General features: G+C 71.8%; 13 protein-coding genes. 8 read left to right on the forward strand and 5 right to left on the reverse strand.

What is annotated here, in order from left to right; all coding sequences use genetic code 11:
- The first annotated feature begins 69 nt into the window (after window positions 1-69).
- Together QN245_RS06585 and QN245_RS06590 are read left to right on the forward strand one after the other, a co-directional pair.
- On the forward strand, window positions 70-3,636 hold the full coding sequence (locus QN245_RS06585; protein ID WP_317844879.1) for a hybrid sensor histidine kinase/response regulator: 3,567 nt from the start codon (window positions 70-72) through the stop codon (window positions 3,634-3,636).
- A 109-nt stretch (window positions 3,637-3,745) separates the two neighbouring features.
- Window positions 3,746-7,306, forward strand: a complete 3,561-nt coding sequence (locus tag QN245_RS06590) for a hybrid sensor histidine kinase/response regulator (protein ID WP_425612918.1) — start codon at window positions 3,746-3,748, stop codon at window positions 7,304-7,306.
- A gap of 164 nt (window positions 7,307-7,470) precedes the next feature.
- On the opposite strand, the gene mdtD is transcribed toward QN245_RS06590, so the two are convergent.
- A complete protein-coding gene (gene mdtD, locus QN245_RS06595) occupies window positions 7,471-8,901 on the reverse strand; it encodes a multidrug transporter subunit MdtD (protein ID WP_160965498.1) in 1,431 nt (476 codons plus the stop codon).
- A gap of 211 nt (window positions 8,902-9,112) precedes the next feature.
- The gene (locus QN245_RS06600) at window positions 9,113-9,787 is read right to left on the reverse strand and encodes an FMN-dependent NADH-azoreductase (RefSeq protein WP_317844881.1); all 675 of its coding nucleotides are present in this window, start codon (window positions 9,785-9,787) and stop codon (window positions 9,113-9,115) included.
- Window positions 9,788-9,911: 124 nt separating this feature from the next.
- Here QN245_RS06600 and QN245_RS06605 point away from each other — a divergent pair, with 124 nt between their 5' ends.
- On the forward strand, window positions 9,912-10,814 hold the full coding sequence (locus QN245_RS06605) for a LysR substrate-binding domain-containing protein (protein ID WP_317844882.1): 903 nt from the start codon (window positions 9,912-9,914) through the stop codon (window positions 10,812-10,814).
- 165 nt (window positions 10,815-10,979) lie between these two features.
- Here the strand turns inward: QN245_RS06605 and hemE are convergent, their stop codons facing one another.
- From hemE to QN245_RS06620, 3 genes are all read right to left on the reverse strand, one after another.
- Entirely contained in the window at window positions 10,980-12,047 is a 1,068-nt protein-coding gene (gene hemE, locus QN245_RS06610) for a uroporphyrinogen decarboxylase (RefSeq protein ID WP_184446875.1), read from the reverse strand.
- 9 nt (window positions 12,048-12,056) lie between these two features.
- On the reverse strand, window positions 12,057-12,311 hold the full coding sequence (locus QN245_RS06615; RefSeq protein ID WP_160959941.1) for a WGR domain-containing protein: 255 nt from the start codon (window positions 12,309-12,311) through the stop codon (window positions 12,057-12,059).
- A 66-nt stretch (window positions 12,312-12,377) separates the two neighbouring features.
- Window positions 12,378-13,331: a GlxA family transcriptional regulator gene (locus QN245_RS06620; RefSeq protein WP_184446874.1), complete on the reverse strand. Its 954-nt coding sequence runs from the start codon at window positions 13,329-13,331 to the stop codon at window positions 12,378-12,380.
- Between the two features lie 92 nt (window positions 13,332-13,423).
- Between QN245_RS06620 and QN245_RS06625 the strand changes: the two genes are divergently transcribed.
- The 5 genes from QN245_RS06625 to QN245_RS06645 all read left to right on the forward strand — a co-directional run bounded on the left by QN245_RS06625 (window position 13,424) and on the right by QN245_RS06645 (window position 20,560).
- A complete protein-coding gene (locus QN245_RS06625) occupies window positions 13,424-14,047 on the forward strand; it encodes a cysteine hydrolase family protein (protein WP_317844883.1) in 624 nt (207 codons plus the stop codon).
- A complete protein-coding gene (locus QN245_RS06630; protein ID WP_317844884.1) occupies window positions 14,044-14,367 on the forward strand; it encodes a cupin domain-containing protein in 324 nt (107 codons plus the stop codon). The genes QN245_RS06625 and QN245_RS06630 overlap by 4 nt, the downstream gene beginning before the upstream one ends.
- 375 nt (window positions 14,368-14,742) lie before the next feature.
- Complete coding sequence (locus QN245_RS06635; protein ID WP_317844885.1) at window positions 14,743-15,918, forward strand: efflux RND transporter periplasmic adaptor subunit; 1,176 nt, start codon at window positions 14,743-14,745, stop codon at window positions 15,916-15,918.
- On the forward strand, window positions 15,915-19,115 hold the full coding sequence (locus QN245_RS06640) for an efflux RND transporter permease subunit (protein WP_317844886.1): 3,201 nt from the start codon (window positions 15,915-15,917) through the stop codon (window positions 19,113-19,115). Before QN245_RS06635 ends, QN245_RS06640 begins: the two co-directional genes overlap by 4 nt.
- Entirely contained in the window at window positions 19,115-20,560 is a 1,446-nt protein-coding gene (locus QN245_RS06645) for an efflux transporter outer membrane subunit (protein ID WP_317844887.1), read from the forward strand. Before QN245_RS06640 ends, QN245_RS06645 begins: the two co-directional genes overlap by 1 nt.
- The last annotated feature ends 36 nt before the right edge of the window (window positions 20,561-20,596 follow it).

The following is a 20,596-nucleotide window of genomic DNA, read 5'->3' on the forward strand; positions in this document are numbered from 1 at the left end:
CCCTGCGCGTCCGGCCCCGGCAGTGCGCCGGTGTTCATCCGCCGACGTCCTTTGCCGGAGCCGATGTCCATGTCCATCCCGCATCCCCCACGCCGGTGGCGCTGCTGGGGGCTGGCCTGCCTGCTGGCGCTGGCCGGTCTGTGCGCCGATGCCTGGGCCGGGGTGCCGGAGCTGCCGCGCTTCCGGGTGTTCTCCAGCGAGCAGGGGCTGCCGTCCAGCGACATCTCCGCGCTGCAGCTGGACCGCGACGGCTACCTGTGGATCGCCAGCGGCGATGGCCTGGCCCGCTACGACGGGCGCGAGTTCCGGGTCTGGCGGCACGACCCGGCCAATCCCGCCTCGCTGCGCTGCAACTACGTGCAGGACATGCACATCGACGCGCGCGACCGCATCTGGGTGGCCTGCGAGGGCGGCGGGCTGAGCGTGCTCGGCGCGGACCGGCGTGGCTTCCGCCACTTCAACATGGCCACGCAGCCGGCGATGCGCAGCGACGAGGTGTTCGCCATCGCCAGCCGCGGCGGCGCGGTGTTCTTCGGCACCTACCGCGGCGGCCTGTATCGGCTGGGCGGCGATGGCCGGGTGCAGCGCATCCGCGCTGGCGATCCGAAGGTGGACGCGCTGCTCGACAGCGCGGTGCTGACCCTGGCCTTCGACGACGCCGGAGTGCTGTGGGTGGGCACCTTCAAGGGCCTGGTGCGCTACGACGGCCAGCGCGTCAGCGCCTACCGCATCGACGACGGCACGCCGGACAAGGCGCAGGTGATCACCTCGATCACCCCGCTCAGCGACGGCCTGTGGTTCAGCGGCAACACCGGCCTGTTCCGGCGCGACCGCGCCGGGCGCTGGCTGCGCGCGGACTGGGCCGACGCCCTGCACCGCGCGGTCAGCACGATCGCCGAGGACGGCGCCGGCGGCTACTGGCTCGGCAACGGCGAGGGCCTGTGGCACAAGCCGGCCGACGGGCCGGCGCGGCGGGTGGACACCGGCGGCGCGGCGGTGTCCGGCGCCAGCGTGGTGGAGGCGGTGCTGCGCGACCGCGAAGGCGGCCTGTGGGTGCCGCTGCCGACGCGCGGCCTCGGCTATCTGCGTCCGGACTGGCGTCGCCTGGCGGTGCTGGGCACCGCGCAGGGCCTGCCTGCCGACCAGTACGTCGGCCTGGCGCCGGCGCGCGCCGGCGGCGTGTGGCTGCTCGGTTCCGGCGCCAGCGTGTTCCGCCTCGACACCACCAGCGGTGCGCTGAGCGCGCCGCACTGGGCCAACGGCGCGCCCAATGGCCGCATGCTGTCGGTGCTGGACGATCCGCGCGGGGCGTTGTGGATGGGCGGCAGCGCCATGCTGCTGCGCGGTCCGCTCGACGGTGGCCGCCTGCAGCGCTGGACCCGCAGCGCCGGCGAAGCCGATGCGATTCCGGACGGCACGCTCGCCTGGCTGCAACTGGACGCACGCCAGCGGCTGTGGATCGCCGCGCCGGGCTACGGCGTGCAAGTGCGCGATGGCGACGGCCACGTCCTGCAGAACCTCCCCGGCGGCCAGCACGGTCTGGCCGGGACCGACATCGCCGCGTTCGCGATGTCCCCGGACGGCACGCCGTGGGTGGCCGACGAACAGCTCCAGCACTGGGACGACGCGGCCGGGCGGTTCCGCACGCCGCCGGAACTGGCTGGCGAGAAGGTGCAGTCGTTCGCCTTCGCCGACGCTCGCACGCTGTGGGTGCACCGGCTGTCCGGGCTGGAACTGTGGCGGCACGACGGCACGCACTGGCAGCGCAGCCAGCGTTACGCGGTAGCCGAGGGGCTGCCGGCCACCGAGTCCAGCGCGCTGGTCGCCGATCCGCAGGGTCGCGCCTGGCTGGGCATGCGCCGCGGCCTGTTCCGGGTCGATCCGCGGCACACCCCGGCGGTGCGCGCGTTCGGCACCCGCGACGGCCTCGGCAGCCAGGAACTGGCGCGGCGCGGCCTGCTGATGACCGCCGACGGCGTGCTGGTGGCCGCCGCCGCCGACGGCAGCGTGGCGCTGCTGGACACGCGGCAGCCGGATCCGGTGCCGGTGCCGCTGGCCTTGAGTATGGAGAGCGTGCAGGTGCGGCGCGGCCCGCAACTGCTGAGCCTGCCCACGCGCGGCGACTTCACCCTGCGCTCGGACGACCGCGACCTGCGCGTGGCGGTGCGGCTGCTGTCCTACATCGACCCCGAACACATCGTCTACCGGTTCCGCCTGCCGGGCTACGACCGCGACTGGGTCAGTACCGGCGCCAGCGGCGAACGCATCCTGCCGCAGCTGCCCGACGGTGCGCAGGTGCTGGAGATCCAGGCGCGCACCCGCAACGGCGCCTGGTCGCCGACGCTGCGCCTGCCGTTCCAGGTGCAGCCGCCCTGGTGGCGCAGCGTCTGGGGCATCGTCGGGCTGCTCGCCGCGGCCTGCCTGCTGCTGCTGGTGTCGCTGCGCGCCTACCGGCGGCGCCTGGGCCGCCAGCACGCCTGGGAGCTGGCCCTGCACAAACAGGAACTGGCCGAGCAGGCCTCGTTGGCCAAGACCCGCTTCCTGGCCACGCTCGGCCACGAGGTGCGCACGCCGCTGACCGGGGTGCTGGGCATGAGCGAGCTGCTGCTGGCCACGCCGCTGGATCCCAAGCAGCGCGGCTACACCGAGTCGATCCGCCGCGCCGGCACGCACCTGCTGCACCTGGTCAACGACGCGCTGGACCTGGCGCGGATCGAGGCCGGGCGCCTGCGCCTGGAGTCGCAGCCGTTCGCGCTGCAGGCGCTGATCGCCGAGGTGGTCAACCTGATGGCGCCGCTGGCGCAGGCGCGCGGGCTGCGCTTCGATCTGCACGACGCCATGCCCGGCGCGACCACGGTGGAAGGCGATGCGCTGCGCGTGCGGCAGATCCTGCTGAACCTGCTGGGCAACGCGATCAAGTTCACCAGCAGCGGCTCGGTGGCGCTGAAGGTGGCGCCGGCGCAGGATGGCCAAGGGCTGTGCATCGAGGTGGCCGACACCGGCCCGGGCATCGGCGCCGAGCAGCAGGCGCGGTTGTTCCAGCGCTTCGAACAGGGCGACGGCCCGCGCACCGCGGTGCGCCAGGGCGGCAGCGGCCTGGGCCTGGCGATCAGCCAGGAACTGGCGATGGCGATGGGCGGGCGCATCCAGGTCGAGAGCCGGCTCGGGCACGGCGCGCGCTTCCGCGTGGGCCTGCCGCTGTGCTGGCGCCCGGCGCAGGAGCCCGCGGTGGTGCCGGCGGTGGCCCCGCGGGCGCGCACCGCGCTGCGCATCCTGCTGGTCGAGGACGAACCGACCGTGGCTCAGGTGATGGTCGAGCTGCTGCGCGGCCGCGGCCATCAGGTGGCCTGGGCCGCGCACGGCCTGGAGGCGCTGACCGAAGCCAGCCAGGGCAGCTTCGACATCGGCCTGCTCGACCTGGATCTGCCGGCGCTCGACGGCCTGGCGTTGGCACGGCAGTTGCGCGCGCTGGGCCACGGCTTCCCGCTGCTGGCGGTGACCGCGCGCTCCGACGGCGAGGCCGAGTCCGCGGCGCGCGCCGCCGGCTTCGCCGGGTTCGTGCGCAAGCCGGTCACCGGGCAGATGCTGGAGGCCGCCATCGACGCGGTGCTGGACGGCGCGCCGCCCCGGCTCTGAGGCGATGCGGATCCGGTTGCCAGCGCCGGCGCTTATCGCCGACGATGGGGTGGTGGCGCGGGACGGACGCCCGTCAGGGGAGACAGAGGCGATGCGGTCGAGACGGATCTTGGGATGGCTGCTGCTGGCGTGGTCCGCGGTCGCTGGCGCGGCAGTGCCGCCGACGCCGCAGCCGCGCCAGCTGACCGTGGCCGACGGCCTGCCGTCCAACAGCATCAATGGCTTTGCCGAGGACAAGCTCGGCTACCTGTGGCTGGCCAGCAGCGACGGGCTGGCGCGCTTCGACGGACGCGGCTACCGCATCTGGCGCATCGAGGACGGCCTGCACGCCAACAAGATCTGGTCGGTGCACGTCGATGCGCAGAACCGGGTCTGGTTCGGCACCGACGGTGCCGGCCTGGGCATGCTCTCGGCCGACCGCCGGCAATTCCGCTACTACGACAGCAGCACCTATCCGCAGATCGGCGGCACCACGGTGTGGGCGATCGCCTCCACGCCGGACGGCAGCGTCTGGTTCGGCACCGCCACCGGCGGCCTGCACCAACTGCGGCCGGACGGCCGCCTGCGCCGCTTCATGCCGGTGCCCGGCGACGAACGCAGCCTGCCGTCGGCCACGGTCATCCATCTGGCGACCACGTGGGACGGGACCCTGTGGGTCGGTACCCGCGACGGTCTGGCGCGCTGGACCGGGCACGACTTCCAGCGTGTCGACGCGGCCGCGCTGCCGCACCCGGAAGTGCAGGGGCTGACCCCCGAACGCGACGATACGCTGTGGGTCTCCACCCAGGGCGGAGCGCGCCTGCTGCGCGCCGATGCCAGCGTGGTGGAGCCATACTGGCGCAACATGCCCAGCGAGAGCGTGCTGGGGATGCTGGTCCACGACCGCCATGGCACCCGCTGGTTCGACACCATGGACGGACTGGGCCGCGAGAGCGAGTCGGGGGTGATCCGTAACGTGCCGCTGTACAGCAACTCCGCGCACGGACTGGTCAAGCCGAACTGGTCGCTGGCGTTCGAGGACCGCGAGGGCGGCCTGTGGTTCGCCAGCACCAATGCCGGCCTGTGGCACCTGCCGGCCAACTGGCAGCAGTTCTCGGTGCTGTCCCACCGGGTGGACGACCCGGAGTCGATGGGCAATCCCTACGTGCAGGCCACTGCCGCCGCCCGCGACGGCGGCGTGTGGCTGGCCGGCACGCGCGGGGTGCTGGACAAGCTGGACCCGGCCACCGGCGTCGTGCATCGGCACATGCAGGCGATGTTCGGACGCAACTGGTCGCGGGCGATCGCCGAGGACCCGCAGGGGCGGGTGTGGGCGGCGGCCTGGGGCGCGCTGTTGCGCTACGACCCGGTCAGCGGCGAGGTGCGGCGCTGGGGCAGCGACGCCGGTGCCGATGCGGCGATTGCGTCGCAGGTGCAGCGGATCGCCTTCAGCGACGATCGCCACGTCTGGATCTTCAGCGACATCGGCGGCGTGCAGGTGCGTGACCTCGACGGCCACGTCCTGCGCGACATGGCGCCGGGCACCGACGGCCTGCCCGCGGAACTGGTGGTGGACGAGGCCCAGCCCGGGCCGCAGGGCCAGCCCTGGGTGCTGGGCCGTCACGGGCTGCTGGCCTGGAACCCGGCGCGCGTGCGTTTCGAGCCGGTGCCGGGTGCGCCGCGGCGTCCGCTGAGCGCCTTCGCGATCAGCGACGGCAATGTGGTCTGGCTGGCCAGCGTCGGTTGCCTGGAGCGTTATCTGTGGGATGGCAGCCGGCTGAGCCTGCTCGACCGCATCGATGCCGAACAGGAGTTCCCGGCGCTGGCGCCGAACGGCCTGGTCGTCGATGCCAGCGGCGTGGCCTGGCTGAGCAGCATGCGCGGGCTGATCCGGGTCGATCCGGCGAGCAAGGCGATCCGCTCCTACGGTGTGCACGATGGCCTGCCCAACCAGGAGTTCTACGCGCGCACCCTGGTGCAGGCGCGCAGCGGGCAGATCCTGGGCGGCACCCCGGATGGCGTGGTGCTGTTCGAGCCGTCACAGGTGGTGCCGTCGCGGCGGCAGCCGCCGCTGGTGATCGAGCGCATCGGCGTGCGCCGCGGCGAGCGCGCGCTGGACCTGCTGCACGCCGACCGCATCGTGCTGCAGGAAGGCGACCGCGATCTGCACGTGGTCGCGCGCCTGCTGTCGTTCTCCGACACCGACGCCAACACCTATCGCTTCCGCCTCAGCGGTTACGATCCGGACTGGGTCGATGTCGGCGCCAGCGGCGAGCGTCTGTTCTCGCGGCTGCCGTCGGGCCACTACACCCTGGAGATGCAGGCGCGTACCGCCGACAAGGTGTGGTCGAAGGTGATCACGCTGCGCTTTCGCGTGCTGCCGCCGTGGTGGCGCAGTCCGTGGGGCGTGGCCGGGCTGGCGGTGCTGGCGGTGCTGGCACTGTGGCTGCTCGCCTACCTGTACCGGCGCCGCCTGCGCCGGCGCGCCGCCTGGCAACTGGCGGTGCACAAGCAGGAGGTGGCCGAGCAGGCCTCGCTGGCCAAGACCCGCTTCCTGGCCACGCTCGGCCACGAGGTGCGCACGCCGATGACCGGGGTGCTGGGCATGAGCGAACTGCTGCTGGCGACGCCGCTGGATCCCACGCAGCGCCGCTACACCGAATCGATCCGCGACGCCGGCTCGCATCTGCTGCGCCTGGTCAACGATGCGCTGGACCTGGCGCGGATCGAGGCCGGGCGCCTGGAACTGGAGCAGCAGCCGTTCGACCTGGGCCGGCTGATCGCCGAACTGGAGGCGATGATGGGGCCGATGGCGCGTGGCCGCGGCCTTGCCTTCGCCCTGGACAACGCCATGCCGCCGCAGGTCACCGCGCGCGGCGACGCCACGCGGGTGCGGCAGATCCTGCTGAACCTGCTCAACAACGCCATCAAGTTCACCGAGCACGGCAGCGTGGAGTTGCGGGTGGCGCCGCTGCAGCCGCAGCAGGGCGTGCGCTTCGAGGTCGCCGACACCGGGCCGGGCATCAATGCCGAACAGCAGGCGCGGCTGTTCCAGCGCTTCGAGCAGGCCGACGGGCCGCGCACTGCCGCGCGCTACGGCGGCAGCGGCCTGGGCCTGGCGATCAGCCAGGAGCTGGCGGTGGCGATGGGCGGACGCATCGAACTGCGCAGCCGCCTCGGTGCCGGCACCCGCTTCCTGGTCGAGCTGCCGTTGCCGTGGACGCCCGAGCCGCTGCCGCAGGCGCCGCGCGACCTCCGCGCGTCCACCAGCGCCGCGACGCCGCGGCGGATCCTGCTGGTCGAGGACGATCCGACCGTGGCCGAGGTGGTCGGCGGCCTGCTGCGCGCGCGCGGCCACCAGGTCACCCACGCTGTACACGCATTGGCCGCGCTGACCGAAGCGGCGGCCAGCACGTTCGACATCGCCTTGCTGGACCTGGACCTGCCCGGTCTGGACGGCCTGGCGCTGGCGCGGCAGTTGCGCGCCTTCGGCTACGGCATGCCGCTGATCGCGGTCACTGCCCGCGCCGACGCCGACGCCGAGCCGCAGGCCCGCGCCGCCGGCTTCAGCGGCTTCCTGCGCAAGCCGGTGACCGGCGAGATGCTGGCGGAGGCGGTGGAGGGGAAGCCGGGACCGGGGACTCGGAACCCGGGACCCGGGGAAAGCGACGGTCGCCGTGAAGCCACATAGGCAGTGCGCGGGGCACGGCCTCTGTAGGAGCGGCTTTAGCCGCGACCCGGCGTTCCCGGCCGCGTCGGGTCGCGGCTAAAGCCGCTCCTACGAGAGCCCAGGAATCGTGCGGACCGCATCGCCCTCGCCGTTGCGAATCCCCACTCCCAAATCCCCACTCCCGGCTACTCCGCCACCTCTTCCACCTGCTTCGGATGCGGCCGCGTATCCGGCAACTGCCAGAAGATCAGCGTCGAGGTCAGGGTGATGGCGCCGACGCAGACGAAGGTCGCGTGCAGCGCCGCGGTGGCGCCGTGGGTATCGCCGAGATGGGTGTTGAACGCCGCCAGCAGGCTGCCGGCGGCCGCGGCGCCGAAGCCGGTGGCCAGCATCATCACCATCGACAGCAGACTGTTGCCGGCGCTGGCCTGGTCGCGGTCCAGGTCGCGCAGGGTCACCGTGTTCATGACGGTGAACTGCAACGAGTTGACCGCGCCGAACAGCGCCAGCTGCAGCAGCCGCCAGCCCAGCGGCTGGCCGACGTCGAACAGCAGGAAGCTGGCCATCGCGGTGCCGACCAGCACGGTGTTGGTCATCAGCACGCGGCGGTAGCCGAAGCGCTCCACCAGCTTCACCGCCGCGCGCTTGGAGGCCATGCCGGCCAGCGCCACTGGGATCATCATCAGGCCGGCATTCATCGGGCTCATGCCCAGGCCCACCTGCAGCAGCAGCGGGATCAGGAACGGCATGCTGCCGCTGCCTACGCGCGAGAACAGGTTGCCGAGGATGCCGATGCGGAAGCTGATGACCTTGAACAGGTGCAGCGGGAACAGCGGCGCCGGCGCGTTGGCCGCGTGCAGCCAGTAGCCGATCAGCGCCGCCAGCCCGGCGATGGCCAGCAGCATCACGAAGGCGTGGCGCAGGCCCAGCTCGGAGATGCCGTCCAGCGCCAGCGACAGTGCCACCATGCCGAAGGCCAGCATCGCGTAGCCGATCAGATCGAAGCGGGTACGTTGCTCGCCGTAGAAGTCCGGCATGATCTTCAGCGCGGCGGCGAAGCCGATCGCGCCGATCGGCAGGTTGATCAGGAACACCCAGTGCCAGGACGCCACCTGCACCAGCCAGCCGCCCAGGGTCGGCCCGACCAGCGGCCCGATCAGCGCGGGAATGGCGATGAAGCTCATGGCGCTGAGGAACTGCGCGCGCGACACCGAGCGCATCACCGCCAGCCGGCCGACCGGCAGCAGCATCGCGCCGCCGATGCCCTGCAGCACGCGCGCGGCCACCAGATACGGCAGCCGCGGCGCCGCCGCACACAGCAGCGAGCCGAGGGTGAACAGCACGATCGCGATCAGGAAGGTGCGGCGGGTGCCGTAGCGGTCGGCGATCCAGCCGGAGGCGGGAATGAACATCGCCACCGCCAGCGCATAACTGAACACCACCGACTGCATCTGCAGCGGGCTCTCGCCGAGGCTGCGCGCCATCGCCGGCAGCGCGGTGTTGACGATGGTCGCATCGAGCATCTGCATGAAGATGGCCAGCGACACCAGCCATAACAGCGGACGGAAACTGCGCGCGTTGGGAACGGCGATCGGATCGGAGGAGGGCGCGGACATCGGCATGCAGGGCGACGCGGGGGGCAATAGGATCGCGCAGATCGCGTCGCCGTGCCGTGCAGCCGCCTCCGCCTGCGGGTCGGCGCTGCGCAGCGCGCGGTGGCGGTATGGTGACGCAGCCGCGTCGGGCAGGTTGTGTCTCGGCCGCGGCGAGGTTCGCCCACCGCGGTGGACCCGGCGACCCGACGCTGCCGCCGTCCGTGCGGGAAGGTTATCCGCAGGACGCCGGCATCGCGCCCAAGCGCCGCACCAGGGCATCCACCGCCGTTTCCGCCTGCTGAATCGAGGTGGCCAGACGCTGGTCCGCGAACTCATCGTATTCGATGGCCGCGCCGTATACGTCGGTGACGCCGATGTAAGCGAACGCGGTTCGGATCGACGCCTCCACATGGTTGCTCGCGGCCAGAGCGCCCGCCGGGTCGTAACCGTGATCCCTGCGCGAGGACAACAGCACCAGGCGCTTGCGCGCAGCGGCCAGTAGCGGCCAGTAAGGCGCGCCGCTGCGGCTGCGATCGAAACCGAAGGTACGGCCGACGCGGACGATGTTGTCGATGTAGGCCTTGAACTGCGCGGGTGGGCCGAAGTTGTACATGGGCACGCCGGCCACGATCAGGTCGGCGCGCACCAGTTCGTCGATCAGCCGGTCGCTGACGTGCAGCTCCGCCTGCATCCAGTCCTCGCGCGCATGCGCAGGGGTGAAGGCCGCATGTATCCAACGCCCGGTCACCGGCGGCGGCGGGTCCCGGCCGATGTCGCGGTAGACCACCTGCGTGTCCGGATACAGTGCGGTCCAGCGTTGGACGAAGCGCGCGGTCAGGCGTCGGGTGTGCGAGCCGTGCGCCATGACGGCGGAACTGCCGGGGCGGGCGCTGGCATCGAGGTGCAACAGTGAGGGCATGACGGTGACGCTCCAGGGCGGGATCGACGGGGGTGGCGCAAGTCTCGGCCGCGCCCTCTAGCCCGACAAACGTTATGTTTTCAGCCGACGGGTGAGATGAGATCATCCATGCATGAGCCTGCGGCTTCCCCCTCTCAGTGCCCTGCGCGCGTTCGAAGCCGCCGCGCGTTTGCGCAGCTTCAAGGGCGCCGGCGCGGAACTGGCCGTTACCGCGACCGCCATCAGCCACCGCATCCGCGCGCTGGAGCAGGCGCTTGAGCGCCCGCTGTTCCTGCGCAAGGTGCGTGCAGTGGAACTGACCGCCGATGGAGAGGTGCTGTTCGTGGCGGTGAACAGCGGCCTGCAGACCATCGCGGCGGCGGTGGAGCAGGTGCGTGGTGCGCGGCGGGCCTGCGTGGTGGTTTCGGCCACGCCCGCGTTTGCCAGCAAGTGGCTGGTGCCGAAACTGAGCGCCCTGCAGGCGGCGCATCCGCAGATCGACCTGCATGTGCATGCGTCGGATGCGCCTGCGGACCTGGAGGCCGGTGTCGCGGATCTGGCGATCCGCTACGGCCCCGCCGACCATGCCTGCGCCGGCGCCACCGTGCTGCTGGACGATCACTTCGCCGCGGTGGCCAGTCCTGCGCTGGCCGCAACGCTGGCGGACGATAGCGCGCGCTGGCCGTTGATCCACTTCGACTGGTATCGTGCCCCGCCGCCGGAACTGACCTGGGCCGGTTGGGCGCACCGCGCGGGACACGCGCCGGATTCGATGTCGGCCGGCATCCGCTATTCGCAGGAAAGCCATGCCATTCAGGCCGCGATCGCGGGTCAGGGCGTGGCGCTACTGAGCCTGCGTCTGGTGGAAGAGGAACTGCGGATGGGCGTGTTGCGCATCGTCGCCGGTCCGCGGCTGCCGGGCATGGCTTATCGCCTGCTGATGCCGGAGCGGCGTCGCGCCAGGGCGGCGGCGCTGGCGGTCAGGGACTGGTTGCTGCAGACCGCGTGCCGATACGTCGCGCCTTCCGGCACCTAGGCGGCCAACGCGACGCCTGCGCAGGTATCGGGGTGGCTGAGGAGGCGCGGTTTCCGCACCGGCCGCATTGCGGTCGCCATCGCCGGATCGCGATCCGCCGAAGGGACCGCATGCTGCAATCCCGAATCCCGAATCCCGAATCCCGAATCCCGAATCCCGGCGCGGCTACCCGCGCCGACTATGCCGCTGCACCGCCGCCACTAGCGCGCCGACGTGTTCGGGCTGCATGTCCGGCGACAGGCCGTGGCCGAGGTTGAACACGTGGCCGTCCAGCGAGCCGTTATTGCCGTCGGCATAGCTGCGTAGCACGCGCTGCACTTCGCGTTCGATCGCCTCCGGCGCGCCGTACAGCATCGCCGGGTCCAGATTGCCCTGCAGGGCGACGCGGCCGCCGGTGCGGCGCGCGGCGTCGGCCAGGTCGATGGTCCAGTCCACGCCCACGCCTTCGGCGCCGGAGCCGGCCAGTTCCTCCAGGTAGGGCGCATTGCCCTTGCCGAACAGGATCAGCGGGGTGCGCTCGGCGCCGTCGCCGCGCGCCAGCTCCCGGGCGATGCGCTGCAGGTAGGGCAGGGAGAACTCGCGGTACATCGCCGGGCTCAGCACGCCGCCCCAGGTGTCGAACACCTGCAGCGCCTGCGCGCCGGCCGCGCGCTGCGCCGCCAGGTAGGCGATCACCGCGTCGGTGTTGACCGACAGCAGCTGGTGCAGCGCCGCCGGGTCGTTCAACGCCAGCGCCTTGATCCGCGCGTAGTTGTCGCTGCCGCCGCCCTCGACCATGTAGCAGGCCAGGGTCCAGGGGCTGCCGGAGAAGCCGATCAGCGGCACGCTGCCGTCCAGTTCGCGGCGGATCACCCGCACCGCGTCCATCACGTAGCGCAGTTCGGTCTCCATGTCCGGCACCCCGAGCCGGGCGATCGCCGCGGCGTCGCGCACCGGGTGGCGGAACTTGGGGCCTTCGCCTTCGACGAAGTACAGCTCCAGGCCCATCGCATCGGGAATGGTGAGGATGTCCGAGAACAGGATCGCCGCGTCCAGCGGGAACCGCGCCAGTGGCTGCAGGGTCACTTCGCAGGCCAGTTCCGGGGTCTTGGCCATGGCCAGGAAGCTGCCGGCGCGGGCGCGGGTGGCGCGGTACTCGGGCAGGTAGCGCCCGGCCTGGCGCATCAGCCACACGGGGGTCTGGTCCACGGGCTCGCGGCGCAGCGCGCGCAGCAGGCGGTCGTTCTTGAGCATGGGGATTCCTTAGCGCGGCGCGTCGGCGCCACGGGTGAACATGACCTGGAAGCCGCGCTTGAGTTGCGCGTCGCGGGCTTTCTCGAAGGCGGCGTGGGCGTCGTCCTGCTGCAGGTACAGCTCGCGCCGCAGTTGCGCGCGGCCGCCGATCTGGCCGCTTTCGCGCAACAGTTCCCAACCGCCGAGCAGGTCCGGCTGCAGGGTCAACTGGAGGTAGCGTGGCGGCTCGTTGCCGTCGGGGCGTTGCTGGAGGAAGACGCGCATGCGCTGATTGTAGCGGTTGCCGGTGCGGGCGACGTGGCGCGAGCGCCGGAACGCAGCGGGCCGCTGTCAGCCGGCGCGGAAGCCGCGGCGGTAGGCCGAGGGCGGCACGCCCAGGGCGCGTGCGAACTGCTGGCGCAGCGCGCCGGCGCTGCCGAAGCCACAGGTGGCGGCGATCCGCTCCAGCGCCAGGTCGGTGCTTTCCAGCAGTTGCTGGGCGCGGACCAGGCGCTGGTGCGCCAGCCATTGCACCACGGTGGTCCCGGTCACCTGGCGGAACTGCCGGGTGAAGCTGCGCCGGCTCATCCGCGCGTGTGCGGCCAGTGCGTCCAGGCGCAGCGGCTGCTCCAGCCGCTGCAGCATCCAGTCCAGGGTCGGACCGAGCAGGGCATCGCGGCGGCTGGCCGGCAGCGGCTGTTCGACGTACTGCGCCTGCCCGCCCTGGCGGTGCGGCGCCACCACCAGGCGCCGGGCGATGCGGTTGGCGACCTCGGCGCCGTGGCGGCGGCGGACCAGGTGCAGGCAGCAATCGATGCCGGCCACGGTGCCGGCCGAGGTCAGCACGTCGCCGTCGTCCACGTACAGCACGTCCGGCTGCAGCCGCACCTGCGGGTGGCGCTGCGCGAAGCGGTCCAGTGCCGCCCAGTGGGTGGTGGCGGGGCGGCCGTCGAGCAGGCCGGCGTCGGCCAGCACGAAGGTGCCCAGGCACAGGCCCACCACCTGCGCGCCGGCGGCGTGGGCGCGGCGCAGGGCCTGGCACAGCGCCGCCGGTGCCGGCTCGGCGGCATCGCGCCAGGACGGCACGATCACCGTGTCGGCGCCGTCCAGCGCCTCCAGGCCATGCTGCACCTGGATGGCGAACCCGGCGTCGGTGCGCAGCAGGCCCGGTTCGGCGGCGCACACGCGCAGGTCGAAGGCCGGCAGGTCGGTGTCCGGCCGCGCCTCGAACACCTGGCAAGGCACCGCGAGGTGGAAGGGGCTGATGCGGTCGAAGGCGACCACGGCGATGCGATGCGGCGACATGGCCCGATTTTAGCGAAAACGGTGTTTCGGGCCACTCGTCGCCGCGCACCCGGCCGCCGACACTGGCGGCCTCTCAACCCTGGAGCCACCGCATGTCTTCCCCCCGCCGCGCTTTGCTGGTCATCGATGTCCAGAACGAGTACTTCGACGGCGCGCTGCCCATCGCCCATCCGCCGGTGGCGCAGTCGCTGCCCCACATCCTGCAGGCGATGGATGCGGCACAGGCGCACGGCGTGCCGGTGCTGGTGGTGCAGCACACCGCGCCGGCGCAGTCACCGGTGTTCGCCGACGGCAGCGCCGGCTGGGCCTTGCACCCGCAGGTCGCCGCGCGGCCGCACACCCGGCTGCTGCGCAAGACCCGGCCCAGCGTGTTCGCCGACACCGACCTGGCCGCCTGGCTGCAGGCGCAGGCGATCGACACCCTGACCGTGGTCGGCTACATGACCCACAACTGCAACGCCTCCACCGTGTATGAGGCCTTCCACCGCGGGCTGGCGGTGGAAGTGCTGGGCGACGCCAGCGGCGCGCTGCCCTACGCCAACGCCGCCGGCCAGGCCAGTGCCGAGGAGATCCACCGGGTGTTCGGCGTGGTGTTCCACAGCAACTTCGCCGCGGTCGCCGACACCGCGCAGTGGATCGCAGCGGTGGAGGCGGGGCTGCCGCTGCCGCGCGACAACGTGCTGCAGTCCAACCGCCGCGCGCGCGGCCTGGCATGAGCGCCGCGCCGCGGGTGCTGCGTGCGCGTGACTTCACCGGCAGCCGCGCCTGGGAGGCGCTGCCGGTGGCGTTGCTGGACGGGATCGGCGTGCGCATCCACTGGACCGACCAGCCCTATGTCTGGCACGTCAACGACGGCCAGGAGGTGTTCGTGGTCCTGGATGGGCAGGTGCAGATGCGCTGGCGCGTGCATGGCGTCGAGCAGGCGGCGCTGCTGCAGGCCGGCGACGTGTTCCATGCGCCGGAGGGCACCGAGCACGTGGCGCACCCGCAGGGGCCGGCGCGGGTGCTGGTGGTGGAGCGCGACGGCAGTCCGTGAGCGCCGAGGCGTGGTTCCTGGCCGGCGGGCCCCGCGATCGCGCGCATGCGGTGGCGGGGCGTGCCGCTGTAGATGACGTGTGCCGACGGCGACGCACATTGCGCGTGCTGATGTGCGTTCTATCACGGAGCCATCACTGTCGATGTGGCGTCATTGGGACAGGCTATGCCGCTGCGTGCGCACAGAGATCCTGGTGTCACGGCATGGCCATTCACCACGAGTGCGGACGCGGCCGGCATGCGAAGCCAGAGCGATGGGCGGTTCCCTGGGCAGCACCCTGAGGTCGGCGCGGGACGGGATCCCGCACGGCCTGCTGCCGCCTTCGACGATTTCTCACTGCTGTGCGCGCCACCCTGGCGTGCCGGCGAGCGCGCCATGCCACGCGCCGCGCACGGCATGGGGCGTGTCGCGATCTTCGCCGGACTGGCCGCGCTGTGCCTGCTGATCCTCGGCGGCTGGTATTGGCAGGCACACCGCCAACACCCCGCGCCGGCACCCGAGCCCTTGCGGGTGCAGACCATGACGGTCGTACCGCACCGGGTGCCGGACATCATCGAGACCTCCGGCACGCTGCTGTCGCCGCAGACCGTTGAGGTGCGCGCGCAGGCCGACGGGGTGCTGCAGTCGGTGCTGATCCATGACGGCGAGCAGGTCCACGCCGGGCAACTGCTGTTCACCATCGATCCGCGGCCGCTGCGGGCGGCGTTGACGCAGGCGCGCGCCACCCTGGCCCGCGACCAGGCGCTGGCGGCCGACGCGGCCGATACCGAGGCGCGCTACGCCAAGCTGTCCAGGACGGGCGCGGTCGATCCCAAGACCTACACCACCGCGGCCGACACGTTGCGCTCGCTGCGCGGCACCGTCGCCGCCGACCAGGCGCAGGTCGAGCAGACCCGACTGTCGCTGGCCTACACCGAGGTCCGCGCGCCCATCGACGGCCGCGCCGGCGCCATCGCGGTCAAGCCGGGCAACCTGGTGTCCAGCGGTTCCGGCACGGCGCTGGTGACGCTCAACGTCAGCACGCCGATCGAGGTGCGCTTCGCCCTGGCGCATGTGCAGGTCGACGCGGTGCGCGCGGCGCCGATGGGGCGCCAGGGCCTGGGCTTGCCGGTGCTGGCGCTGGATGCGGTGAAAGGCACGCTGCTGGCTCGCGGCGAGCTGGCGTTCCTCGACAATGCCTTCGACACCAGCAGCGGCACCCTGGAACTGCGCGCGCGCTTCGCCAACGCCGGCGCCACGCTGTGGCCGGGGCAGTTCGTCACCGTGCGGGTGATCCTGGCGGAGGATCCGCAGGCCCTGTCGGTTCCCGAGAGCGCCTTGCAGCAGGGACAGCAGGGGCCGTACGTGTACTGCGTGGTCGCTGGTCGCGCCGTGGCGCGGCCGCTCAGCGTGGCGCGGATGATCGATGGGCAGGCGGTGATCGCCAAGGGCCTGCGCGCGGGCGATCGCGTCATCCTCACCGTGCCCAACGAACTGCGCGACGGCACCGCGGTGCAATCCGGCAACCCGCACGCCACGCCGAACGCGGCGGCGACCGGACGGCATGCGTGAACCTGTCGGCGCTGTTCATCCGCCGCGCGGTGATGACCTCGGTGCTGATGATCGGGCTGGTGCTGGCCGGCGGCATGGCCTACTTCGCGCTGCCGGTGAGCGAGCTGCCCGACGTCAGCTTCCCGACCATCACCGTCAACATGTCGCTGCCCGGCGCCAATCCCGAGACCATGGCCGCGGCGGTGGCGACGCCGCTGGAGCGCCAGTTCAGCGGTCTGCCGGGGCTGGATACGATGAGTTCGACCAGCAGCGTCGGCAGCACCCGCATCGTGTTGCAGTTCGCGTTGAGCCGCAATGTCGATGCCGCCGCGCAGGACGTGCAGAACGCGGTCTCGCAGGCGGCCGGCCTGCTGCCGCGCGAGATCAACCCGGCGCAGATCCAGAAGGAGGATCCCAGCGCCGCGCCGATCATGCACCTGATCCTGCGCTCCAGGACCATCGCGCTGCCGCTGCTCAACCAATTCGCCAAGGATCGCGTGGCGCTGCGCCTGGCCTCGGTGCCGGGCGCGGGCCAGATCGACGTCAACGGCGCGCAGAAGTACGCGGTGCGCCTGTTCGTCAACCCGCACCTGCTCGCCGCCCGCCACCTGGGGTTCGACCAGGTGGTCTCGGCGGTGCAGGCGGGCAACAGCAACGCGCCGGCCGGCACGCTGATGGGGCGCGCGCGGTCCTACACGGTGCGCGCCGACGGCCAGCTCAAGCGCGCGGCCGATTTCGATGCGATGGTGCTGACCTATGCCGACGGCGCGCCGGTGCGCCTGCGCGACGTCGGCCATGCCGAGGACAGCGTCGAGAACCTGCAGACCGCCGCCTCGCTCAACGGCCAGCGCGCGATCGAGATCAACATCCATCGCCAGCCCGGCGCCAACACGCTGTCGGTGACCCAGGGCATCCAGGCGGCGTTGCCGGGGATCCGCGCGCAGCTGCCCGGCGATGCCCAGCTCGATGTGCTCTACGACCGCGGCGACTACATCGGCGCGTCGGTGGAGGACGTGGAGTGGACCCTGGTCGGTTCGCTGGTGCTGGTGATCGTGGTGATCCTGCTGTTCCTGCGCAGCTGGATGGCGACCCTGATCGTGGCGCTGGTGCTGCCGACCTCGCTGATCGGCACCTTCGCGGTGATGCGCCTGCTGCACTTCAGCCTGGACAACATTTCGATGCTGGCGCTGACCCTGTCGGTCGGCTTCGTGGTCGACGATGCCATCGTGGTCATCGAGAACATCGTCCGCCACGCCGAGCAGGGTGCCAGCCGCATGGACGCGGCCATCGCTGCCTCGCGCGAGATCGGCTTCACCGTGCTGTCGATGACGGTATCGCTGTCGGCAGTGTTCCTGCCGATCGTATTCATGGGCGGGCTGGTCGGGCGGCTGTTCTCCGAGTTCGGCATGGTGATCGCGATCGCGGTGATCCTGTCCGGGATCGTCTCGCTGACGCTCACGCCGATGCTCGCCAGCCGCTGGCTCGATCCGAAGAAAAGCGCGGGCTGGGTGTTCGAGCGCTTCGACCGGCTGGTCGACGCCAGCGAACGCGGCTACGCGCGCTCGCTGGCCTGGGCGACCGAGCGCATCGGCCTGATGTGCGTGATCGGTGTGGCCACCCTGGTCGGCACCGCCGGCGTCTACGCCGTGGTCGAGAAGGGCTTCATTCCGCAGGTCGATTCGGGAAAGATCGACGGCGACACCCGCGTGCCCGAGGGCACCGCCTTCGCCGACTTCGTCGCCAAGCAGGCGGCGGTGGTGAAGATCATCCAGCGCAATCCCAACGTGGCCAACGTCGAATCGGTGATCGGCTCGGACGATTCGCTCAGCAACAGCGGGCGCCTGCTGATCGGGCTCAAGCCGCTGTCCGAGCGCAGCGGCAGCGCCGAGGAGGTGATCCAGGACGTGCGCAAGCAGGTCGCCGCGATCCAGGGCATCACCCTCAACATGCGCAATCCGCCGGCGATCGACATGGGGCCGACGGCATCGAACGGATCGCTGCAGTACGTGCTGCAGTCCACCGACCAGAAGGCGCTGTACGCCCAGTCCGACACCATCCTGCAACGCATCCGGCAACTGCGCGACGTGCAGGATCCGCAGAGCGACCTGCAGCTCAAGAACCCGGAGATCGAGGTCGTCCTGCACCGCGAGCAGGCCGCCGCGCTGGGCGTCACCGCCGCCGGCCTGCAGGACACCCTGGCGAGCGCGTATGGCGGCCGCAAGATCAGCACCATCTACGGCGACACCGATCAGTACGAGGTACTGCTGCAGGTCGAGCCATCGGCGCAGGCCGACCTCAACGGCCTGGATGCGCTGTCGTTCAACGGCAACCAGAACCCGGGCATCACCGCGATCGGCACGCAGACCTCCAACAGCAGCTCCGGCACCAGCGCGGTGCTGACCGCGGCCGGCGGCCCGATGGTGCCGCTGCGCGCGGTGGCCGACGTGCGCATGGGCGTGGGACCGGTGGCGATCAACCACTACGCCGGCCTGCCGGCGGTGACGCTGTCGATGAACCTGGCGCCCGGCGTGTCGCTGGGCGATGCCGCCGCGGGCATCGGCAACCTGATGGCGCAGACCCTGGGCAAGGGCGATGCGCGCGCGATCAGCGGCCAGTTCGCCGGCTCGGCACAGGCTTTCGAGAATTCGATGAAGACCCTGCCGATGCTGCTGCTGATCACCGTGCTGCTGATCTACGGCGTGCTGGCGATCCTGTACGAGAACGCGCTGCATCCGATCACCATCCTGACCTCGCTGCCGCTGGCCGGGTTTGGCGCCATCCTCATGCTGGTGCTGTTCCGCCAGGAGCTCAATCTCTTCAGCTTCGTCGGCCTGATCCTGCTGGTCGGGCTGGTCAAGAAGAACGGCATCATGATGGTGGACTACGCGCTGGACCTGGAGCGCTCGGGCGATGCGCGCTGGAAGCAGCCGCGCGCGGCGATGCTGGAGGCGGCGACGGTGCGTTTCCGCCCGATCATGATGACCACCCTGGCGGCCGTGCTGGGCTCGCTGCCGATCGCGTTGGGCGTGGGCGCCGGCGCCGAAGCGCGCCGCCCGCTCGGCATCGCGGTGGTCGGCGGCCTGCTGTTCTCGCAGGCACTGACCCTGTACCTGACCCCGGCGTTCCATATCGCGATGGCCGAGTGGCTGGCGCGCCGTCGCGCGCGCCGCGATGGAGCGGCGCCGCCATCCGCGCCGACGCTGCCGGAGCCGGCCTGATGCGCGTGCTCGCACTCGGTGCCGCGTGCCTGCTGTCGGCGTGCAGCCTGACCCCGGCCTATGTGCGGCCCGCCGCCCCGATCCCGCCGTCGTGGCCGGTGGGCGACGCCTACCTGGCGCAGCACGAGGCCGCGCTGCCGTCGCTGGGCTACCGGCAGGTGTTCGGCGACCCGCGCCTGCAGACGCTGATCGCCCAGGCGCTGGACAGCAACCGCGACCTGCGGATCGCGCTCGCCGATATCGCCCAGGCGCGGGCGCAGTACCGGATCCAGCGCGCCGCCCTGTTGCCCGAGGTCGGCGCCAGCGCCAACTATGCGCGGTCCTATCGCGGCAAGGGCGCGGCGCCGACCAACGACGCCACGCAGGGCGGCAACGCAGCGGCCGCGCCAGCGGCGGGCTACGCGAGCAACTATGACCTGGGCCTGGGCGTCACCGCCTTCGAACTCGACCTGTTCGGCCGTATCCACGCGCTGTCCGCGGCCGCGCAGCAGCGCTACCTGGAACAGGAGGCGGCGGCGCGCGCCACGCGCCTGACCCTGGTCGGCGACATCGCCACGGCGTGGCTGACCTATGCCAGCGACCGCAGCCTGCTGACGATCGCGCAGGACACCGTGCGCAGTGCCGGCGCCAGCGTGGCGCTGACCGCGCAGCGGGTGGACGGCGGCATCGTGCCGCACTCGGCGCTGGACCAGGCAAACCAGGTGCTGCATGCCGCGCAGTCCGACCTGGCCGCGCAGACCACGGCGATGGCGCAGGACGTCAATGCGCTGCAGGTGCTGGTGGGCGCTCCGGTGGATCCGACGCTGTTGCCGGCTTCGATCGCCGATGCCGCGGCGCGCATCGGCGATCCGCCGGCCGGCCTGGACACGACCATCCTGCTGCGCCGGCCCGACGTGGTGCAGGCCGAGTACGAACTGCGCGCGGTCAATGCCGAGATCGGCGCGGCCCGCGCCGCGTTGTTTCCGCGCATCAGCCTGAGCGGCCTGCTGGGCTTGACCAGCACCGCGCTGTCGGACCTGTTCACCCACGACGCGTTCAACGGCTCGATGGGCGCGGGCGCCGCCTACACTTTGTTCGATGGCGGTGCGGCGCGCGCCAACGTGCGCTACACCGAGGCGCAGCGCGACGCCGCCGTGGCCGGCTACGAAAAGACCGTGCAGACCGCCTTCGGCGAAGTGGCCGATGCGCTGGCCCGGCGCGGCACCATCGATGCGCAGTTGCGCGCGCAGCAGGATCTGCTCGCCGATGCCGCCAATACCTACGATGCCAGCGCGCAGCGCTACCGCGTCGGCGTGGAGAGCGCGCTGTCCAACCTGGATGCGCAGCGCAGCTACTACGCGGCGCAGCGCAGTCTGGTCGCGGTGGAACTGACCGCGGCGACCAATCGGGTCACGCTGTATCGCACGCTGGGCGGCGATGCGTCCCTGGAGCCTGCCCAGCCCTGAGTGCGCTGGACGCGGGTGGGCGGCACACTGCAGCCG

This window comes from Xanthomonas rydalmerensis (assembly GCF_033170385.1).
Classification (GTDB): domain Bacteria; phylum Pseudomonadota; class Gammaproteobacteria; order Xanthomonadales; family Xanthomonadaceae; genus Xanthomonas_A; species Xanthomonas_A rydalmerensis.